The organism is Pollutimonas rozaliensis (genome assembly GCF_048751585.1).
Classification (GTDB): Bacteria; Pseudomonadota; Gammaproteobacteria; order Burkholderiales; family Burkholderiaceae_B.
Window position 1 is genome coordinate 51,132 of sequence record NZ_JAZHOB010000008.1, and the last position, 20,236, is coordinate 71,367.

The window sequence follows — 20,236 nt, forward strand, 5'->3', positions numbered from 1 at the left end:
GCTCAAGCGCTCCGGTCAGTTGCCGTAGAAGGTCACGGCCTGTGGCGTGTATGGCGTGCCGCTGCCCTGGAAGCGCCGCCGTACTTCACGGGCGCGCTCGGTCACGGCGGCTTGCTGGGCCAGCTCCAAGGCGGCAGCCCGATCCTGGGTAATCTGAAGCTGCTGCGCCTGAATGCTCTGTTTGGCCTGTAAAGCCAGAAGCTGGTTGGTCGCCTGCATGGCCTGCAACGCGCCTTGCGCCGACTGGCTTTGGTTCACCAGATCTGCCAGCGCGCTTTCATCGTCGCGCAGGTTCTGCGAGGCTTGCGCCTGCACCCGCATGGCCGTGTACAAGCCATTAAGCGTGTTCTGCCAGCGCGCCCGCGCATCCTGAGCCATACTGTCGCCGCTGACAGTTGCGGCGTACTGGTCGGGATACAGGCGGGCGAATTCCTGATCCATGTGCGCCACCTCGTAACTGAGCCCCTGCGCCTGGCCGATCAAACGGTCGGTGGCGGCCAGCGCGGTACGCAGACGGTTCACGACGTTGAAATCCAGGCTCGCCAGATTACGTGCCTGATTCATCAACATCTGCGCCTCGTTCTGAAGCTGGCTAATCTGGTTATTGATCTGCTCCAACGTGCGGACGGCAGTCAGCGTATTTTGCGTATAGTTGGACGGATCAAAGACCGTTTTCCAGGCCCAGGCGGGCGAAACAGCGAGTAACGACATCGAAAGCACGACGGCAAGCGATACGGATAGCGCGCGGGTTTTCATGGCAGGTTCTCCAGGGATGAAGGGGAAAGCTCGGGAACGGGCGAGAGACCGGGAAAATCGGGCAGCAGATCGGCAGCCCAGCCCAGACCGCGATGGCGCAGCCAAGCGCCCGCAAAGCCGGGGACCCCAGCGTCTAGCAGGATTCGGTCGATGTCGCGCTGGTCTTGCGGGGTGGACACCCCCGCAAAGGCCAGCGTCGCCGGTCCCAGGTCAAGGTCGAACAGACGATTGCCCAGACGCGATTGGTAGTAGTAGTCGCGCTTGGGTTGGGCGGTGGCGACAATCTCGATCTGTCGGCTATTCAGGCCAAAGCCTTCGTAGATCGTGCGAATCTGCGGTTCGGTCGCCTGTGGATTGGGCAGGAAGATGCGGCTGGAGCAGCTTTCGATGATGGCTGGCGCGATGCTCGAATCCTTGATATCAGCCAAGCTTTGCGTGGCAAAGATGACGCTGACATTCTTTTTGCGCAGGGTCTTCAACCACTGCCGGATACGAGCGGCAAAGGACGGTTCATCGAGAAACAACCATGCTTCATCTAGAATCAGGAGGGTGGGAGCACCATCGAAGCGTTCATCAAACCTGGCAAACAGATAGCGCAGCACCGCCTGCACGGCGGCCGGACTGTGCATCAATTCTTCCATCTCGAAGCCCTGCACGTCGGCCATGCCCAGCCGGTCATGGTCGGCATCCAGCAGCTTGCCGTGTGAGCCGCCCAGGACATAGGGCGCAAGCGCTTGGCGCAATGTGTTCGATTGCAGCAGCACGGAAAAACCCGTCAACGTGCGCTGCTCCACCGGCGCACCTGCGAGGCTCCCCAGCGCCGACCAGATGGCGACTTTATCGTCGGGGCTGACGGCCATGCCTTCGTGCAGCAAGCGACCTTCGATCCATTCTGCGGCCCAAGTGCGGTAGCCGTCGTGGTCAATGCGCGCCAACGGCTGAAAGGCAATCTCACCATCATTGCCAAGGTCATAGTGCTCCCCGCCCAGGCCCAAGATGGTGGCGCGCATTGAACGGCCCATGTCGAAGGCGAAAATACGTGAACCGCGATAGCGGCGAAACTGCTTGGCCAGGACGGCCAGCAGCACCGACTTGCCCATGCCGGTCGGTCCTGCGACCAGGGTGTGGCCCACGTCGCCGATATGCGTCACCAGCCGGAATGGTGTGGCGCCTTCGGTGCGCGTGATAATCAGCGGGGGGCCGTCCAGATGGTTGTTTTTCTCCGGTCCAGCCCACACTGCTGATACCGGCATCATGTGCGCCAGATTCAATGTAGACACAATCGGTTGCCGTACATTTGCGTAGGCGTTGCCGGGGATGGACGAGAGCCAGGCATCCACAGCATTCAGCGTCTCAGGAATCGTCACAAAACCCCGGCCCTGGATGACGCGTTCAATCATGCGCAGCTTTTCATCGGCCGCAGCGGGTTCGGCATCCAGCATCGTCACGGTAGTGGTGACGTAGCCAAAGGCGACTTGATCACTGCCCAACTCCTGCAAGGCAGCATCTGCATCGGCGGCCTTGTTGCTGGCATCGGTATCGACCAGAGGCGACTCCTGCTGGAAAATCGTTTCCCGCAGCAGCGCCACGACATTTTTGCGCTTGGCGAACCACTGACGACGTAGGCGGCGCAGCTCCTTTTCCGCCTCGGCTTTGTCCATACAGATGAAGCGCGTACTCCAGCGATAGGCAAAACCAAGCCGGTTAAGGTCATCCAAAATGCCCGGCCAGGTGGACGTCGGGAAGCCCCGCACCGATACCACGCGCAGATGTGCGTCGCCCAGTGTCGGTGCCAGCCCACCCACCAGTGCGCAATCGCTCAGCAGCGCATCCAGATGGAACGGCACTTCCGGCACACCGATGCCGTAACGCCGTGTCGAGATGGTGGAATGCAGGTACGCGAGCGTCTGGCTGTCATCCAGCCAGCCGATTTCTGGCATCACGCTATCAAGTAGATCAAAGACGCGATCCGTTTCCGCTACGAATGCGGCCAGCCGCTCACGCCAGTCCACGCCTTCGGCGGGACGGTTCTCATAGAGCAGCCCCGCTGCGCGGGCGCGAGACTCCTCGGGTGGGAGGAACACGAACGTCAAGTAATAGGCACTCTCGAAGTGATTCCCAGCCTCTTCGAAGGCGGCGCGGCGCTCCTGATCGACCAGCCAGGACAGGGCTTCAGGAAAGTCCGAATGGGGGTAGCCCGCCGCCGGGCGGCGCTCGGCCTCAATGAAAAGCGCCCAGCCCGACCCCAGGCGCCGTAGTGCATTGTTCAAGCGCGCCGTCGTGGCGATCAGCTCGCTTTGGGTCGCGCTATCCAGATCAGGTCCGCGAAAACGAGTCGTGCGCTGAAAGGAACCATCCTTATTCAGCACGATGCCCGGCGCAACCAATCCGGCCCAGGGCAGCCAGTCTGCCAGCAAGGCGGGACGCTGGCGATATTCGGCAAGGTTCAGCATGACGGTATCCTCTTATACGTCCAGCAACGATTTGTGCTTAATGTGGCGCGCGAACACCTGCATGAACTGCGGGTCCAGCCGCGCGCCCCAGACCGCCAGAGAGTGGCCGACGATCCACAGCACGACGCCCGGTATCCACAATTGCAGACCCAGCCCCACGGCAGCCGCCAGCGTGCCGTTGGCAATGGCCACGGTGCGCGGTGCGCCGCCCAGCAGGATGGGTTCGGTCAGCGAGCGATGCAGCGGAATTTCAAAGCCGGACGCGAAGCTCGATGCGCCTTTGGTGTCGACACTCATACGACGGCCCCGCCCGAGAACGAAAAGAACGACAGGAAGAACGAAGATGCGGCGAACGCGATGGACAGACCAAAGACAATTTGAATCAGTTTGCGAAAGCCTCCGCTGGTGTCACCAAAGGCGAGCGCCAGCCCCGTGGCGATAATGATGATGACCGCCACAATGCGCGCCACCGGCCCTTGAATGGACTCCAGAATGGATTGCAGCGGCCCTTCCCAGGGCATGGAGGAACCAGCGGCGTGTGCTGCGCCGGCCAGGAGCATCAACATCATGGCCAGCAGCAACCCTTGCGCGGCAGGCCGGACAAGCAGACGCAGGCGGTTCATAGTAGAAAGCGGAATCACGGAAATACGAAATACATCAGCAGGCGTCATGGCAGTTCTCCAACGGAATCAGGGGATGGGAAGATCGCCGCAGCGGGTGCGGCATCGGAAATAGGTGACGGTGCAGAAAGCGGCGTCTCCAGCGCATCCCCCAGGCGATAGCCCGCCGCATCGAAACCGATGACGCGGGCAATACTGTCCACGCGGCGCTTGCGGCCCCGTCCGGCGATGTGAATCACGACGTTGACCGCCTCGGCAATCAGCGCCCGAGGCGGGTTCACCGCGACTTCGAGAATCAGTTGCTCCAGGCGCAGCAGCGCGCCCAAGGCGGAGCCCGCGTGAATGGTGGCGATGCCACCGGGGTGGCCGGTGCCCCAGACCTTGATGAGATCCAGGGCTTCGCCGCCGCGCACCTCGCCGACCACCACGCGGTCGGGGCGCAGGCGCATGGTGGCGCGCACCAGCTCCTGCATCGACACGACCCCGGCACGGGTACGCAGCGGCACGTGGTCACGGGCGGCACATTGCAGTTCGATGGTGTCTTCCAGCACCAGTACGCGGTCACCTGTGGCGGCGATCTCGGCCAGCAAGGCATTGGCCAGCGTCGTCTTGCCGGTACTGGTGCCGCCGGCAATCAGGATGTTCTGGCGCTCACGTACCGCACGCCGCAGAAACTCGGCTTGTTCGGCAGTGAGGATGCCGTCGGCCACATAGCGATCCAGGCTAAGGATGCTCACTGCCCGCTTGCGTAGCGCAAAAGCCGGGCCAGGTGCGGCGGGCGGCAAGATGCCCTCGAAGCGCTCGCCTGTTTCGGGCAGTTCAGCGCTCAAGAGCGGCTGGCCGCGATGCACTTCCGCACCGACGTGGGCGGCAACCAGACGAATGATGCGTTCACCATCGGCTTCGGACAGTTCGACGCCCAAGGGGGTACGCCCCGACGAGAGCCGATCCACCCACAGGCTGCGGTCGGGGTTGAGCATGATTTCCACAACGTCCGGGTCTTCCAGTGCGGCGGCGATCACCGGCCCCATCGCCGTGCGCAGCATCTGGATACGGCGATCCAGCGAAGTGGACAAAGAAGACTGCGGGACAGCACTCATGAGACACGCTCCTGTGCTTCGAAATGCACTGGCGCGTCGTCCATCCGTATCGGCTCGGGATGCAGTTCCTCCACCACGTCGCGCACCAGGCTGCGACCGCGCAGCAGGTGGCGGCCAAGCTGTTCGATGAATTGCTCAAAGCGCGCCTTGCCCTGGGCGCGGGCGGCATCCTGATGGGCTTCAGGTACCGGCGTACTCACCGTCAGGTAATAGCGCACGAACAGCGCCAGCGTCTCGATCTGGATATTCTGGTCACGCTCCAAGCGCTCGAACTGGCGTGACAGGCGATCCAGGCGCTTGGCCATCGCCGCTTCGCGCTGGTCGCCGGCATCGGGCGAGAGCCACGAAGCCAAGGCGGCGGCGACGATGGACGATTTGGACACCCCTTTCTTGGCGGCCAGCTCGTCCAGGCGCTTGGCGTGTTCAGGGTGGATGAAGAGATTCAGGCGATATCGGCTCATAACTGGATTCCGTCATCAGGGTCGAGGACAGCCAGCCGCGCCACGCGCTGCATGGCCGGATCAAGCTGGCTGGGAAGAACAGGCGCCAGATCGTCGTCATCGAGCAGCGCCAGGTCGCTGGCGGGGTACTCTGGCTGCGGGCTGTAGGTGGCGGCTTCGTCTAGCTCGGGCCGATGGCGCGGGCCGCCGTCATCGGCCACGCCCGCCATGCCATCGCCACCCGCCGAGGCGGGCGCAACGGGAACAGCCGGAATCGACAGACCACTCCAATCATCGGAACGGGCTGGCGGCGCGTCCGCATAGCGACCGGCGGCGAGCACGGGCGGCGGCAACAGGCGGTGTTTGAAGTTGGCATCCCGGTAGTAGCGCAGCTTCTTGGCTTTGATCGGCGCCACGCTGGAGACCATCACCACGGCCTCGTCCGGCGGAAGCTGCATGACTTCGCCAGGAGTCAAGAGTGGCCGCGCTGTTTCCTGGCGCGACACCATAAGGTGTCCCAGCCAGGGCGCAAGCCGATGTCCCGCATAGTTGCGCTGGGCGCGTAGTTCGGTAGCGGTGCCCAGGGTTTCGGAAATCCGCTTGGCGGTGCGTTCGTCGTTGGTGGCAAACGTCACGCGCACATGGCAGTTATCCAGAATCGAATGGTTCTGGCCGTAGGCTTTGTCGATTTGATTCAACGACTGCGAGATCAAAAAACTGCGAATGCCGTAGCCCGCCATGAAGGCCAGCGCCGTCTCGAAGAAGTCCAGGCGGCCCAGCGCCGGAAACTCATCGAGCATCAGCAGTAGCTTGTGGCGACGTTCGATGCCGTCGGAGCCGTCGAGCGATTCCGTCAACCGGCGTCCGATCTGATTGAGAATCAGGCGGATCAACGGCTTGGTTCGTGAAATGTCCGAGGGCGGCACCACCAGATACAGTGATACCGGATGGGCAGAGGCAATCAGGTCGGCGATGCGCCAATCGCAGCGCGAGGTGACTTCGGCTACCGTCGGGTCGCGGTACAGGCCAAGGAACGACATGGCGGTGGACAGCACACCCGAACGCTCGTTATCCGATTTGTTGAGCACCTCACGGGCGGCGGAGGCCACCACAGGATGCGGTCTGCCTTCGCCCCCCTCCGGGCTCAGGTGCGGGGTCGTCATCATCCGGTGCAAGGTCAGCTCGAACGGACACGCTGGGTCACTGAGAAAATTGGCAACGCCGCGCAGCGTCTTGTCTTCACCGGCATAGAGCACATGCAGGATGGCGCCCACCAACAACGCGTGACTGGTCTTTTCCCAATGGTTGCGACGCTCCAATGCACCTTCGGGGTCAACCAGAATGTCGGCGATGTTCTGCACATCGCGCACTTCATGCGCGCCGCGCCGGACTTCCAGCAGCGGGTTGTAGCCTGCGGATTGGCTATCTGTGGGGTTGAACAGCAAGCAGTGCGAGAAGCGCGCACGCCAGCCGGCGGTGATCTGCCAGTTCTCGCCCTTGATGTCGTGAATGACGGTCGACGCCGGCCAGGACAGTAAGGTAGGCACTACCAGGCCCACGCCTTTGCCCGAACGCGTGGGTGCAAAGGCCAGCACATGCTCCGGCCCTTCGTGACGCAGATACTGCCCCTCATGCTGACCCAGGAAGACGCCGACAGGTTGGGTCAATCTGGCTTCGCGGATGTCGCGAGTCTCGGCCCAGCGTGCCGAACCGTAGGTGGTGACCAGCCGCGCCTGGCGCGAACGCCAGATCGACATGCCGATGGCGATCACTACGGCAACCAGGCCGCTGCCGCCTGCGATCACACCGCCGGTATTGAAGACCTCCGACGCGTAGGCGTCGAAGAAGAACCACCACTCGAACAGGCGCCAGGGGTGATAGATCGGCGTACCGTAGAAATCAAACCACGGCGAGCCCAGGCGTAGCTGATAACCCAGGGCGGCAGCTGTCCATTGTGTGGCGCTCCACACTCCGGCGATCACGATGCCGAATACGACGGCGATCTGCCCGAACAGTACGTTCGTCCCTTGCATGACCCAGCCTCCGACTTTCTTGCCTGACTTTCTCGCTCAACAGCGGCACACGAATGTGCCTGCCTATGAGGATCGGTGCCAGATCAGTGCTGGTCAAAGACTGTTATCGGGACAATGCTGATAAAAAAAGCATCAATTCATGGAGGGGCGAATACAAAGAAAACGCCGCAGGCGCGGGCGCGTTACGGCGTGTTGATAAAGAAAAATGGGGTTCGTAGGGAAATGCCGACGACTCAGAACTTAGGTTGCGTATCCGGTGGGGAGTAAGGTACGGTGCCGTCCCCGTAAAAGCGCTGGCGCGTTGCTTGGGCCACCCGGTCACACAGTAGATCTTCCATATTGGTACGATCCGTCTTGCACTGCCCGCGTAGCTCTTTTAACATCGTAGGATCGGCAGCCAACTCTTCTACGGTCGGGACATCCGGCTTCTGTTCAGTCGTTTCTGACTGGCCGCAACCGCTCAGCATGATTACCAGAAAAATAAAGATGACTCGTTTCATGGCTCTATTTGCTCCTTAGAGTCGACCTCAGATTACATCGGCTTGAGCTGACGGAGTATGTCAATAGCCTGCACGCGCTTGATAAAGCGGGCCAACTCATCAGAAACTTCGTCATCCCGACGCAGCAGATACGTCATTAACACCGGCGAGCGGCCCGCAAGCGGCCGTGCCACTATACCTGGCTCCCGACTTGCTGCAATATGTGGGGCGCTAGCTAGGCTGAGTGCAAAACCCGCCGACACCAGTGCCATCATCAGGTCGTAAGATGCAACTCGCTCTGCGATTAGAGGCTCTACTTCGGCCTGCCGCAACACCCGGTCTATTTGACGAGAGAACCCTTCACACGCCAAAGGATCACACAGCACAAGTGGATACCGTAAGACTTCACTCAGAGGAATTCGCTTATAACTCAGCAACGGATGTCTCGCCGGCACGGCTACCATCAGCGGGTCGCTCCATACCGGCTCGGCAACTATGCCGTCCCCAACCTCATTGGATTGTGCAAGCCCCACATCGTACAAGTCTTCTTGCAGCCCTTTGAGCTGCTGCGACACAGGCACCTCGAATAGGCGGATCTCAATCTGAGGTTCCTCCTGGCGGCAGAGCGCTAACAAGGTCGGTAAGCGTGATGGAGTAATGCCATCGGACAACGCGAAGCGCAATTGACCGTAGAAGCCATTGGCCGCCGCTTTGACACTGTCTCTGGCTTGCTCTAAGGCGACGAAGACTCGTTGTGCATGCTCCAAGAACAGTAGCCCCGCTCGAGTTAGCCGAGTGCTTCGTGTAGTTCGAGCGAATAACACCACACCCAACTCATCTTCTAGCTCTTTGATAGCACGCGACAGGGGTGACTGCTCGATGTGGAGCCGCTCCGCGGCGCGGGCAAAATGGAGCTCTTCAGCAACCGCTAGAAAGCAACGCAGATGACGCAGTTCCACCGTACTCTCCATTAATTAGCTTGACCAGATCCCACGAGCACTTAGCAAGTGTCGTAGTCCGTTAAAGGCGTTTTCCCAAATATCGATGTCCCGACTCTCAAATGCCTCCATTACTTCTGTAGCAGGACTCCGGCGCGTTCGAGTGCCTCCTGTTCGACAAGCGATGGCTATAACGACATCGGGCAGCAATCGTCAGAAAGACCGCCACCAATATCAGCACGGGGATATCGCCGAAGCGGGTATACGGAGTCAGGCCCGTCATACCTTGCACAGTGACCGGCAGCACACCAGCGCGGTGCGGGGGCAATGCGGCTAGAACACGGCCATGCGGATCAATAGCTGCCGTAATGCCGGTGTTGGTGGAAGTAACCATAGGTCGAGCAGTCTCAATGCTGCGCAACCGGCCGATTTGTAGATGCTGGCGAAGTGCCCACGTATCACCGAACCAGCCGAGATTGCTTATGTTGACGATAACGCTCGCACCTTCGTCGCTGCCGGAGCTTGTGAGTAACGCCGGTAGAATTTCCGGCCCGAACACGTCCTCATAGCAAATGTTGAAAGCCAGTTGCTGCTCGCCTACCGTGAACGGAGTCTGTCGGATGGGACCACGGTCGAACTCGCCCATGGGCATGTCGAGCATCTGCACGAACCAATCAAAGCCCGGTGGCACATATTCGCCCCATGGCACTAAGTGGCGCTTATCATAACGCTGCGGCATCGTGCCTTCTATCAACTGCTGCACCGGCGTACTAGCGTCAAAACCGATTGCACTATTGGTATACCGAAACTCTCCGCTCGGTTGTGCGATTCGAAGAGGCGCCCCCATAGCAATCGTACTGTGCTGACGCTCGGCAATGTCGCGCCACGCTTCCCAGACATGGGTTTCGAGTTCGTCCTGGAATACTGGTAGTACGGTCTCAGGCAGCACGATTAGATCGGGAGCTGGTTCGTCAGGAAGAGGCAGTTTCGCCGCAAGCTGCAAGTGTCTGGCAACGCCCAGCTCAAGCAATGCCGGATCAAACTTCTGAGACTGCTCAATATTGCCTTGAACTAGCCGAATATTCAATGGCTTACCTTCGGCCGAAGACCATTCGACATGAGTCAAAAGCTCACCCACGCCAACTGCAACTAGCAGCCCGGATAGCGTGAAAATGGTAGGCTGGCGCAAAGAAGCTGGAAACGAACAAAGAGTAGCCAGTGCAGCCGCTACGAACGCAGCTGACAGCGCGGTACCATGCACGCCCAGGACTGTCGCCCATCCTGCCAGCGGGCTATCAACATGAGCGTAGCCGATATTCAGCCATGGGAACCCGGAAAAGGCCACAGCGCGCAGCCACTCCATACTTGCCCATGCTCCCGACCAAGCCAAAGCACTCATTAGTGGCGCTGTGCGTAAAGACGGTGGCCGCAACCAAGAAAAAATTGCACATGCTATACCGGTAAACAAAGCCAGGAAGGCCGATAACGCAATTACACCAGCAGCAGCCAGCGTAGCGGAAAGACCTCCATAGTGATTCATGCTAATAAAGAGCCAGTACAAACCGACTCCAAAGCTCACCGCGCCGAACCACCAGCCCCGTATGGCAGCTTGTTTAAGCGACTTGGCATCGCCAACGACACGCACAAGCACCGCCAAAGATGCGATCTGTACAATCGCCAATGACCAGGAAGGCAGCGGGCCTGTCGCGAATGTCATTGCGTGTACGCCACCAGACAGGGTCAACACCGTAGCGGAACGCAAATATCCGGCGGGGAAAGAAGCTGCCTGTACGCTTGGGAACACCATATGCCGGATGGACACACAGCTACGAACGAATGTATGCCCAACCGCTTTGTTGTAGGCGAACAAGCTCAAGGACTGCGGCTCTATCCAGTAAGCGAAGTGGGGGTCGATTCTCCCTATTGATTCGAGCAAGAGTATTCGGACACACCCAAGTGAATTCATCCGCATCTGGATGCGCCTCATCCAAGGCTCCGGCGACCGCCTCAGCGTTAATGACGATACACACATATGCTCCAGGATCCTCCCGTCTCAAGTTCATCGCGTTGTTACGCGCTCGCTGAAGCGCCTCCGGCGTCGGGGCGTGAAACACAACTTTCAGTTCATTATCTTGCTGCATACCTGTCATCATAATTAGGAAGTTAAATCAAGCAGTTTACGAATCGAAGGCCACGCTATATAGGGAACGCGAAAGCTAGAGCATCGTGTTACTTCGTTAGGAGGCCCCAAGCTTGCCATTCTTGACTAATAGCCATGGCAACCCGTGCGAGCATACGTTTCTTCTACTTCACTTGCGTGGCGTTTATTGCAATCTCCGAAAAGAGAAGATCAAGCTCCTTTGATTTTTCACGAAGTTTTTTAGCACTTGTTGCAGTGTCAGCAGAATCGGCATACGGAGCATATATATGACTAGGCTGAATCCATGAAAGCGTAGCTTGGCCATGTTCACCTTCGGTCACATAGAACCGGATCGGCGCTTCGATCATCGCCGGCACACTCAAACTCAGAATATCTACGGCAAATTCGTTATTGAACACACCAATCACTCGGTTTCCTGGAATGTCGATACCTCGCTTTGCTGCAGCCTCTGTGGGGCCAACATCAAATACCACTTGCAGGTCACTCTCGGAAACAGCTTCTTTTAGATGGCTCAGCAACTCCGAATAGCTTTGGCTGGTATCTATCACTTTCCATCCCTCAGAGGGAGTAGCTGCGGGGACTTGCACCGCAACCATTAAGCTCGACAATCCGAGAACAAAGCTAAGAATCGAACGGGCATGGACAGTCATAAGCGGCTCCTATGAATGTGGGTCACTTTAAGTACCGATTTGCTGGGACGCCGATTTCAATGCACTCTGCAACATCTCCTCGATGGAGGGATGGTAGTACGGCATGGTCAGTAGCTCATTGACGGTTTGCTTCGCCTGAATCGCCCATGCGAGCAGGTGTGCTATATGTTCACCTTGAGTCAGCAGCATGCTGGCGCCAAGCAAGATGCCCGTATCCGGCTCGGCATAAACTCGCAGCAGGTTATCTTTTGCACCCAATATCTTGGAGCGACCGTTGCCACTGCCTTCGGCCAACCCTATGATCGCACCCTTCTGCATCGCGACATCGTAGGACACCCCTACTGTGCAAACATCCGGGTCCGTAAACAAGATCGACATCGGTACCCGGCGTGATGCACTTGGCCACTGCTCATCGCGCAAGTAGGACAACGCGGCGTGCGCCGCCATTAGCCCTTCATCCGCTGCTTCGTGCATCAGAGCCCGGTCGGGCTGCACGTCACCAGCAAAGAAAATCGGCACATCTGATGCCTGCATGGTAACGGGGTCAATAGAGGGTCTACCTTGATCATCCAGCGAAATTCCCGCAGCCGCCAGATTCAGTGCATCAGTATTGGGAGTCCGCCCTGTGACGACCAGAAGGCGGTCCACAACGGCACTATGCTCACTCGTACGCATGAGCACACCGTCGCCAGCCGGGTTGATTTCCACCGAGTCTCCCAGCCACATCGGCAACTCACTTATGAATGCAGAAATGGCCCGCTCCTGGACCATGGGATCTTGAATGCCACCGATAGTATGGCGCTGATCGGCTCCTATTACTTCTACGTCTAGACGAGCGAGCGCCAAACCCAGCTCAAGTCCAACCGCTCCCATGCCAAGAATTCCCAATCGTTTCGGCAGTGATTCCTGGTCGAAAAGCGTATCGGTTGTCAGGATTCTAGTCGCTACACCTTCAAGTACTTTCGGCACAACGGGGCTAGAACCGGTCGCTACAATGATGGCGTCGGCTTCGAGACGCTCCGATCCTACCTGCAAAACGCCGGGTTCAATGAAGCTTGCTTCGGCCAAAATCAAGCTATCCTTTGCCGCATTGCGCGTACGCTCTGCTGCTCCGTTCGCCAACATGTCCCGTGTCTCGCGAGCATGTTTCCACAAAGCCTGTCGTCCCCGCGGGAAGAGGACAGCTCCGTCTGGCAATTGCTTTGCGGTCTCCCAACGCATACCCGCATGCAAAGCAGCTTTCGACGGCATACATCCGACGCGGGCACACGTCGTGCCCAGCGGCCCTCGATCAATGAGTACCACTTTCTTGCCTGCAGCCTTTATCGCATGGAATGCAGTGATTCCTGCGGTGCCTGCGCCAATAATGGCGACATCGATTTTCCGGTTGGGCATTGAACTCCCTTTATCCATAATTAAAGAAATGGGCGCTGAAGCACGTTCGCAACAGCGCACCAGTCTACGAACGGCTATCCGATATTGCGCATGAGCATCATGGCCGCCACCACAACGCAGGCGATCGCAAAAACTCGTTGCAATACCGTTGAGGAAATCTTCGGCACCAGCAAACGAGCGCCCGCCATGCCTGCGAGTGTGGCGGCCGAGAACGCCCAGGTCCCAGCAGTAAGTAAAAGACCTTGTTCCGACGCAATGAAGACGGTGACTACAGATAGCAGTGCAATCACCAGCAGAGATGTTGCGACGATACTGTGCATGCGAAGTTCGCTGAAGTACCCCAGCGCGGGGACGATGATGAATCCACCGCCGACGCCCAACATGCCGGTAAAAAGACCCGAGACCACTCCGATACCGCCCAGCGTTGTGACGGTGCGTGGGTTCCAGATGAAGCGTCCGGTTTCCTTGGATACTTTGCAAACCCCAGATTGCACCATGGGCAACTCGCCATCGTTTTGAGCACCGCGTGAAGACATGAACATACGGTAGGCGACCACAAACATGACGGCGACAAAGATCAAGCTCAGCCACCGGGAAGGAAGCCAGTGAGCCAGCCTGATACCGAGTGGCGCAGTAATGGTACCCGCTGTCGCCAAGACGATCGCGGCTTTGTACCGGACAAGGCCTTGGCGCAGCCCTTGCAATGCGCCAAGCATCGCTGCGGAGCCAACGGCCATGAGTGCCAAAGGCGCAGCCGCACGCATATCCATACCCAGGCCAAACACCAGTGCCGGGACGGCAAAAATACCGCCTCCAGCCCCAGTGAGTCCTAAGACAGCGCCGATTACAAGCCCAAGCAGCCCGCCACTAAGCATCATGCCCCCTGCCTGACACATAATTCCGTACGTCTGTACTCAGATGATCCATCAGCGCGGACCTAACACTTCGGTCAACGCGCCCTGTTGCGGCATGCCGTTGTACTTCTGGATCAACCCCTTGTCGTCCTGAACGATGATGCCAGGTGTACCTCGAAACCCCATCGAAAGCATGAGCATTTGATTATCTTCGAGCGTCCGCTGTACATCGTCCGGTACGCTCTTGGCGGGCGTAATGCCGCCCTGGTCGAACTTGACTTCATTCTCGCGCAACGCAGCCGAAGGGTCGGCTGCGCCAAGAATCGCCGCCGCTTTGGCCGGGCTGTCCTCTTTGATGACGCCGACCAACAGGTGGCGCAACTGGACCTTTCCAGCATCCACCCACGGGCGCGCGGCCTCCCAGAACAAATGGCAATAGGGACAATTTGCATCGGTGAAGGCATAGACAATACGCGGCGCGTCGGCCTTACCATCCAGCACCCATGTGGCCGACTCCAGCTGCGCCCAAGCCTGGTCGCTGATGGGCTTGGCAACCAGGCTCTGCAGTGTCGCTTGGTCAATCGGCTCGCCCTTGGCATTCAGGCGCGTGCCCGCAACGGCATTGCCATCGGCCAGAACGTAGACCGCGACGGGGCTGTCGCCCAGAACACCGGCGAAGGCGCGCACGCCTTTACCGGCCTCGAACTCCTGCTTGAAGATGACACCTTGGTCTTCCAACGCGTCGATAACCGGCGGTTTATCCGTGACCTGGGCCTGGCCTCCGCTGGGTATCAGAATGAGAGGCGCCGCAGTCATAAAAGCGAAAAGCACACGCTGTGCAAACATAGTCGTTCCTTATCCGTACTGGGTTCGATGAATGGTCAAAAATGGCGTGATATCTTGTCTTTGAGATCGCTCATCGTGATCTCGCCTAAATGCAAGTCCACCATGCGCCCTTGTGCATCGAAAAAGAAGGTTGTGGGCAAGCCACCCGTTCGCATTTCCTGCATCGCCTTGGACGGTGGATCGAGCAGAACATCCTTCAAATTCAGACCTTCGCTATGAAGAAACGCTTTAGCCTGTTGCGCGGTTTCCCCCTGATTGATCAAGACGAAGGCAATGTCGGGAAATGCCGTCTGGGCCTGCTCGAGCACCGGCATCTCGCGCCGGCATGGTGGGCACCAGGTCGCCCAAAGATTGAGCACGACCGGCACCCCCACATACGAGCTCAAGTGGGCGGGACGCTCCTCCAGCGTCATTAGCTGCAAGTCCGGCAAACGCAGCGCGGCCTGCTGCGCCAGCTTGTCGGCTTCCAATCCCCGTGCTGTTGAGGAGTTTTCTGCGTTGTCTGTCTGATTGCAGCCCGCCATCAGCACGAGGGTGACGACAATAAGAATGGGTAGGCGTAAAGCCGGTGTAAGCTTGGTTATCATTTTTCGGCCCCCGAGCCGGAAGATAGGTCGAAACGACGCAGCATCTTGTCCTTGAGACTGGGCATGGTGATCTCGCCCAAATGCATGTCCACTTGGCGCCCTTGCGCATCGAAAAACAAGGTGGTGGGCAAGCCGCGCGAGTTCATTGTGCGCATGGCTTCGGAAGCGGGGTCAAGTAAAACATCCGTCAAACTCAAGCCCTCGCTTTCAAGAAAAGCCTGCGCCTGCTGCGCGCTTTCCCCTTGGTTAACCAACACGAAGGCCACATTCGGAAAATCGGTCTGAATCTGCTCAAACACCGGCATCTCGCGTCGGCATGGCGGGCACCAACTCGCCCAAAGATTGAGTACGATGGGGCGCCCTGCATACTCGCTCAGTGAAACGGGATGTTCGTCCAGCGTCGCCAGTTGCAGGTCCGGCAAAGGCGGCGCGGAGCGCAGCAATAAAGCGAGCACCCCGCCCGCGAGGGCCCATGCGACGACGCCGACCATGACGCCCGCCAGCACGGGGACGCGCAAGATCTGAGCGGACCGGGTTCGCTGCCAGATATAAGCAACGACCACCAGCACGCCGACCCACCAGACAAATCCCCCATCGCCGATGGCGATCATGGATCTGGGTGCGGCCGAGTACTCCTCCCACCACTGCGCAATGTATGCCAAGCGTGCAGTCAAGAGTCCCCAAACCACGGCGTCAAGAATCATTGATCCGGCGGCTTTGTAAGGCACATCGGGCGTCCGCCGACCGACAATTCGTGCTGTCAGCCAAGCCAGCAGTACGGCGGCAATAACCGTGACGACCTGTATAGGAAATGGACCAATGCCGCTCATGACACCCCCGCCGCGTCCAAGCGGTCCTGAAACTCGCGCGCACCGATCTCACCCACCACGCGCAGATCCCGCCGCTCCGTACCATCCGGTCCCACGAGTATGAGCGTGGGCGGCCCCATGACGCCCCAGTGTTTGAGCAGTTCCTTATCCGTAGCGTCATTACGCGTCACGTCTGGCCGCACGATCTGCATACGCGCCAGCTGCGCCGCAACCGCGGGATCGCCGAATACATTGCGCTCGATTACATGGCAGCTGACGCACCAGTCGGCGTAGAAATCAATCAAGGTCCACTGACCGCGCGCGGCGCCTTCCGCGAGGCGAGCATCCACGTCGGCCACCGATTTCGCCTGGATATAACTGACCTCGGCGGTTGGCGTGGCCGCAGCGGGCGCGCCGCGCAGATGCGCCAGGGGCTGCAAGACGGCATCCCCTCCTGAAGCGGCGCCCATGAGCATCAGGACAGACCACAGACCGACGAATGCCGCCGCCGAACGCAAGCTCCACGCCAACCGCTGCCTGTTCGCAACGGCTTGCGCCCAAGCGACGAACCCCACCGCCACCAGCAGTATCCAGGCCCCCCAGAGCAACAGGCTCATCGTGCCGGTCAGGAAACGCGTCAGCATCATCACTGCCATGCCAACCATGACATAGCCGAAGGCGACGCGCACCCGATCCATCCACGCACCGGGCTTGGGCAGCACACGGGCGCCGAACACTGCAATGGCCAACAATGGCAGGCCCATACCCAGACCCAGCGCAAACAAAGCCAGTCCCCCTTGGATCGCACTGCCCGTCTGCCCGATGTACAACAGCGCACCCGCTAAGGGAGCCGTCATGCATGGACCAACCAAAAGCGCCGACAGAAAACCCAGCACCGCCGCACCGGTGATACTCCCCCCCGAACGAGCAGGCCCCGCTGCCTGGAGGCGATTCATCACAGCGGATGGCAAGCGCAACTCGAACAGACCGAATAGCGAACTGGCCAGGATGAGAAAGAGTGCTGCGAAGGCGCCAAGCAACCAAGGCGACTGCAGCGTGGCTTGTAAATTGGCGCCCGCCAGTCCAGCCGCCACCCCCACTGCGGCGTAGGTACCCGCCATCGCCAGGACGTATGACGACGACAAGATGAAAGCCCGACGCGGCTTGGCCTGGCTACCAACGACCATGCTGGAAACGATGGGAATCATCGGCAAAGTGCAGGGCGTAAAAGCCAACAATAGGCCGAATCCGAAAAACAGCAGCGTGCCGGCGATAGGCCCCAGCGCAGCAAGCCGCTGAGCAGCCGCCTGATCCTCGCCAACGCTGGCGCCCGAAGGCATGCCGGCCGAATCAGGCCCGCGCTCCGAGGCTGATTCAGGTTCCGATGCCTGAGGCGGCTGCTCGACAGCCTGACCGTCAGCTACCGCTGTTGCTACTGGCGCGCTGATCTGTATCGTCTGCGGTGGATAGCAGATACCGTCTTCTGCACAGCCTTGCCAATGCAGTGTCAGTGGGCCGGTTACAGCCGTCGGGAAGCGCAGACGGGCCGTATCGCCGGTGTAGATGACAGTATCGCCAAAAAACTCGTCGTGCCGGGGCGTTCCAGAAGGGAGAGCCAGATCAACAGCATTCTCTTTGTCGTCCACCAGCTTCAACGAGTGGCGGTAGACATAATAGCCGTCGGCAATATGCCCTTCGACTATATACTCTCGGCCTTGCTGCTTCACCTCCTCTACCTTGAACACATCCGAGGCTTCAAGAAATTCGGGTTCCGTGGCCGACGAGAATAGACCGTTACTGGCCCAGGCGTTTCCGACGGCAAAACAAAACAGTACGAGAGCCGCACGGGCAATCCGGTAGACAGACAAGCTGAACTCCTGCAGATAAACTTAGGTGGATCATGCACCTGCAGGATTAAGGGAAGCTTAAGGCTTCGCAGGAAACTCAAGAAAGCGTAGTATCGTCCGCTATTGGAAGCGTAAGTCGCGCTTCCAGCCCGCCGCCATCGCGCTCCAGAAGCTCAAATGCACCCGCATGTCGGCATGCAATCGCGTTCACAATAGATAGGCCTAGTCCGTAACCGGGTATTTTGGGGTCTCCACGCCAAAACCGATTAACTGCTTGAACCCGCTCTTGCGCATTCAGGCCAGCACCTTCGTCCAGCACACTAATTTGCATGGTGCCATTGCTTTGCGGCTCCAGGCGAATTGTAATGGGAGTGTCGGAGGGTGCGTAGCGTATTGCATTATCAATTAGGTTTTGGATGGCCCCAACTAGAAGTGGCCGCGCAGCGCGTACCGGCCGCGAGCTGTCAACCCCTTGTAGCGATATTCTAGCCACAGAGTCACCGTACATTGGCTTCAATGCCTCAATTGCAATGGATGCCGCCTCAATCGGGTCGCTAGCTTCCTTCGCGATGGAATGGCCTTCTAACCGCGCCAGATCAAGCAAACGCTGAAGGATATTTTGCAGCTGCTGTACCCCTTGGTCTGCGTTGGTCAGCGCAGCTTCCATAGTGGCTCTTTCCTCTCGCCGTTGCAGTGCAAGCTTCGCTACTTGAATGTGTGTTTTCACACCGGTAAGTGGCGTACGCAATTCGTGCGCAGCGCTATCGGTGAATCGGCGTTCTCGCACGATTGCATCCTGCAGCCTTTCCAAAAGTTGCTCAATCGTATGCAAGAGTGGCTGTAACTCTACCGGGGCCTTCACTTCCGGCAACGGGCTATCGTCGCCGGGTCGGCGCCGTGCCAGAAGGCTGCGGATACGCTCCACAGGCGCCAGTCCACGGGTGATGCCCAACCACAGCACGATCAGGGTGCCAAACAAGGCGACAACGAACGGCACCCCCGCCGAAAGGATCAACTCTTTGACCAATGCCTCTCTGACCTCGATGCTGTCGGCGGTGGCGATCTGAACATCGCCCTGCCGCAGTACATAAGTGCGCCATCGCTTATTACCGTATGTATAGGTGCTGAAGCCTGGATCAGCGTGCATCAGTTCAGGGCTGCCTGCCGTACGTGCCACGGTTTCAATCACGACTTCGCTGCGCACAAGGCTTACTTCGCACGCCACCCCATCTCGGGCGACGACGTCCAATGGCTTATCACCCATTGCGGCAATATCTTGAGGTTCGGGAAATTGGGAAACCAGCCCGGCAACCATTCGTGCCGACGCCGCCAGACGGTTGTCCAATGCCTGGCCTAACGACTGACGGGCGTCAATGAACATCCAGGTCGCCACCAAAGTCCAAAGCGCAGTCAGCGAAATACCGATATACAGCAGAAGGCGCAGCCGCAGACTCATGTTTCCGCTACCTTCTCGGTTGAGCCAAGCCTATAACCGAGTCCACGCACTGTTTCGACAATATTGTTTCCAAGCTTGCGGCGCAAATGATAAATATGGACGTTGATCGCATTGCTTTCCACGTTCTGCTCGTAACCATAGACGCTATCACAAAGCTGTTCTGTGCTAAGGATGGCCTGAGGATTCTGCAACAACGCGCGCAGCAATGACAGCTCACGGCGTGCCAGCGTAACCGGCTTATCGGCTAGCCATACTCGGCCTGTTGACGAACAGAACTTCAGTTCCCCGTGATTCATGCAGTCGGTGACACGACCTGCGACCCGGCGCGTCAGTACGTGCAATCGAGCCTGCAACTCATCCAAGTCGAAAGGTTTGACCAGGTAATCGTCGGCCCCTCCAAGTAACCCCTCCACACGGTGACTGAGTGCGTCACGTGCCGTCAACACGAGAACGGGAAGATCACGACCTTCTTCGCGCCAGCGGCGCAGTAACACCATTCCGTCTTCGTCTGGCAACCCAAGGTCAAGGATGCATACATCAAAGTATGACGTCGCCAATGCAGCATCCGCCAAGTTAGCCGTGCTCACATGGTCGATCGTCAGACCATGCAATCTCAATCCCGCCACGATACCGCTCGCGACGAGGAGATCGTCTTCGACGAGCAAAATATGCATTTCATTCTCCTTGCGTACCGGCGCTAAACATTCTCTGAGCTCTCTATCAAGCAAAAATCTTAACAGCCTTTCAAGCTTTGCTCACCTGTTCCTCACCTCTTAATACTGCCTTAATTCTGGCAACTTATTGTGTCGTCA

The 20,236-nt window shown here is 58.7% G+C and carries 19 protein-coding genes; all 19 read right to left on the reverse strand.

Annotation, left to right across the window (positions count from 1 at the left end):
* Nucleotides 1-15 precede the first annotated feature (15 nt).
* The 19 genes from trbJ to V0R37_RS15595 all read right to left on the reverse strand — a co-directional run bounded on the left by trbJ (nt 16) and on the right by V0R37_RS15595 (nt 20,098).
* Nucleotides 16-756 (reverse strand): P-type conjugative transfer protein TrbJ, encoded by a 741-nt coding sequence (trbJ, locus tag V0R37_RS15505; RefSeq protein WP_118994241.1) that lies wholly within the window; start codon nt 754-756, stop codon nt 16-18.
* Entirely contained in the window at nt 753-3,209 is a 2,457-nt protein-coding gene (trbE, locus tag V0R37_RS15510) for a conjugal transfer protein TrbE (protein WP_118994240.1), read from the reverse strand. The genes trbJ and trbE overlap by 4 nt, the downstream gene beginning before the upstream one ends.
* A 12-nt stretch (nt 3,210-3,221) precedes the next feature.
* Nucleotides 3,222-3,506 carry a VirB3 family type IV secretion system protein gene (locus tag V0R37_RS15515; protein WP_118994239.1) on the reverse strand — a complete coding sequence of 95 codons (285 nt, stop codon included), beginning with the start codon at nt 3,504-3,506 and terminating at the stop codon, nt 3,222-3,224.
* Entirely contained in the window at nt 3,503-3,880 is a 378-nt protein-coding gene (locus V0R37_RS15520; protein WP_118994238.1) for a TrbC/VirB2 family type IV secretion system protein, read from the reverse strand. The genes V0R37_RS15515 and V0R37_RS15520 overlap by 4 nt, the downstream gene beginning before the upstream one ends.
* A complete protein-coding gene (trbB, locus tag V0R37_RS15525; protein ID WP_254499623.1) occupies nt 3,877-4,929 on the reverse strand; it encodes a P-type conjugative transfer ATPase TrbB in 1,053 nt (350 codons plus the stop codon). The genes V0R37_RS15520 and trbB overlap by 4 nt, the downstream gene beginning before the upstream one ends.
* Entirely contained in the window at nt 4,926-5,390 is a 465-nt protein-coding gene (locus V0R37_RS15530) for a CopG family transcriptional regulator (RefSeq protein WP_254499624.1), read from the reverse strand. The genes trbB and V0R37_RS15530 overlap by 4 nt, the downstream gene beginning before the upstream one ends.
* Nucleotides 5,387-7,402 (reverse strand): conjugal transfer protein TraG, encoded by a 2,016-nt coding sequence (locus tag V0R37_RS15535; RefSeq protein WP_420375393.1) that lies wholly within the window; start codon nt 7,400-7,402, stop codon nt 5,387-5,389. Before V0R37_RS15535 ends, V0R37_RS15530 begins: the two co-directional genes overlap by 4 nt.
* A gap of 233 nt (nt 7,403-7,635) precedes the next feature.
* On the reverse strand, nt 7,636-7,902 hold the full coding sequence (locus V0R37_RS15540) for an EexN family lipoprotein (RefSeq protein ID WP_420375394.1): 267 nt from the start codon (nt 7,900-7,902) through the stop codon (nt 7,636-7,638).
* A gap of 32 nt (nt 7,903-7,934) precedes the next feature.
* A complete protein-coding gene (locus V0R37_RS15545) occupies nt 7,935-8,840 on the reverse strand; it encodes a LysR family transcriptional regulator (RefSeq protein ID WP_420375395.1) in 906 nt (301 codons plus the stop codon).
* A gap of 97 nt (nt 8,841-8,937) precedes the next feature.
* Nucleotides 8,938-10,626: an apolipoprotein N-acyltransferase gene (gene lnt / locus V0R37_RS15550; protein ID WP_420375597.1), complete on the reverse strand. Its 1,689-nt coding sequence runs from the start codon at nt 10,624-10,626 to the stop codon at nt 8,938-8,940.
* 497 nt (nt 10,627-11,123) lie between these two features.
* On the reverse strand, nt 11,124-11,630 hold the full coding sequence (locus V0R37_RS15555; RefSeq protein ID WP_420375396.1) for a DUF302 domain-containing protein: 507 nt from the start codon (nt 11,628-11,630) through the stop codon (nt 11,124-11,126).
* 27 nt (nt 11,631-11,657) lie between these two features.
* Nucleotides 11,658-13,025 carry a dihydrolipoyl dehydrogenase gene (locus tag V0R37_RS15560; RefSeq protein ID WP_420375397.1) on the reverse strand — a complete coding sequence of 456 codons (1,368 nt, stop codon included), beginning with the start codon at nt 13,023-13,025 and terminating at the stop codon, nt 11,658-11,660.
* A gap of 74 nt (nt 13,026-13,099) precedes the next feature.
* Complete coding sequence (locus V0R37_RS15565) at nt 13,100-13,903, reverse strand: sulfite exporter TauE/SafE family protein (protein ID WP_420375398.1); 804 nt, start codon at nt 13,901-13,903, stop codon at nt 13,100-13,102.
* Between the two features lie 48 nt (nt 13,904-13,951).
* A complete protein-coding gene (gene dsbG, locus V0R37_RS15570; RefSeq protein WP_420375399.1) occupies nt 13,952-14,725 on the reverse strand; it encodes a thiol:disulfide interchange protein DsbG in 774 nt (257 codons plus the stop codon).
* A gap of 35 nt (nt 14,726-14,760) precedes the next feature.
* Entirely contained in the window at nt 14,761-15,312 is a 552-nt protein-coding gene (locus V0R37_RS15575; protein WP_420375400.1) for a TlpA family protein disulfide reductase, read from the reverse strand.
* The gene (locus tag V0R37_RS15580; protein WP_420375401.1) at nt 15,309-16,142 is read right to left on the reverse strand and encodes a prolipoprotein diacylglyceryl transferase family protein; all 834 of its coding nucleotides are present in this window, start codon (nt 16,140-16,142) and stop codon (nt 15,309-15,311) included. The genes V0R37_RS15575 and V0R37_RS15580 overlap by 4 nt, the downstream gene beginning before the upstream one ends.
* On the reverse strand, nt 16,139-17,989 hold the full coding sequence (dsbD, locus tag V0R37_RS15585) for a protein-disulfide reductase DsbD (RefSeq protein ID WP_420375402.1): 1,851 nt from the start codon (nt 17,987-17,989) through the stop codon (nt 16,139-16,141). Before dsbD ends, V0R37_RS15580 begins: the two co-directional genes overlap by 4 nt.
* 76 nt (nt 17,990-18,065) lie before the next feature.
* Nucleotides 18,066-19,424: a sensor histidine kinase gene (locus V0R37_RS15590; protein ID WP_420375403.1), complete on the reverse strand. Its 1,359-nt coding sequence runs from the start codon at nt 19,422-19,424 to the stop codon at nt 18,066-18,068.
* A complete protein-coding gene (locus V0R37_RS15595; protein WP_420375404.1) occupies nt 19,421-20,098 on the reverse strand; it encodes a response regulator in 678 nt (225 codons plus the stop codon). The genes V0R37_RS15590 and V0R37_RS15595 overlap by 4 nt, the downstream gene beginning before the upstream one ends.
* Nucleotides 20,099-20,236: the final 138 nt, after the last annotated feature.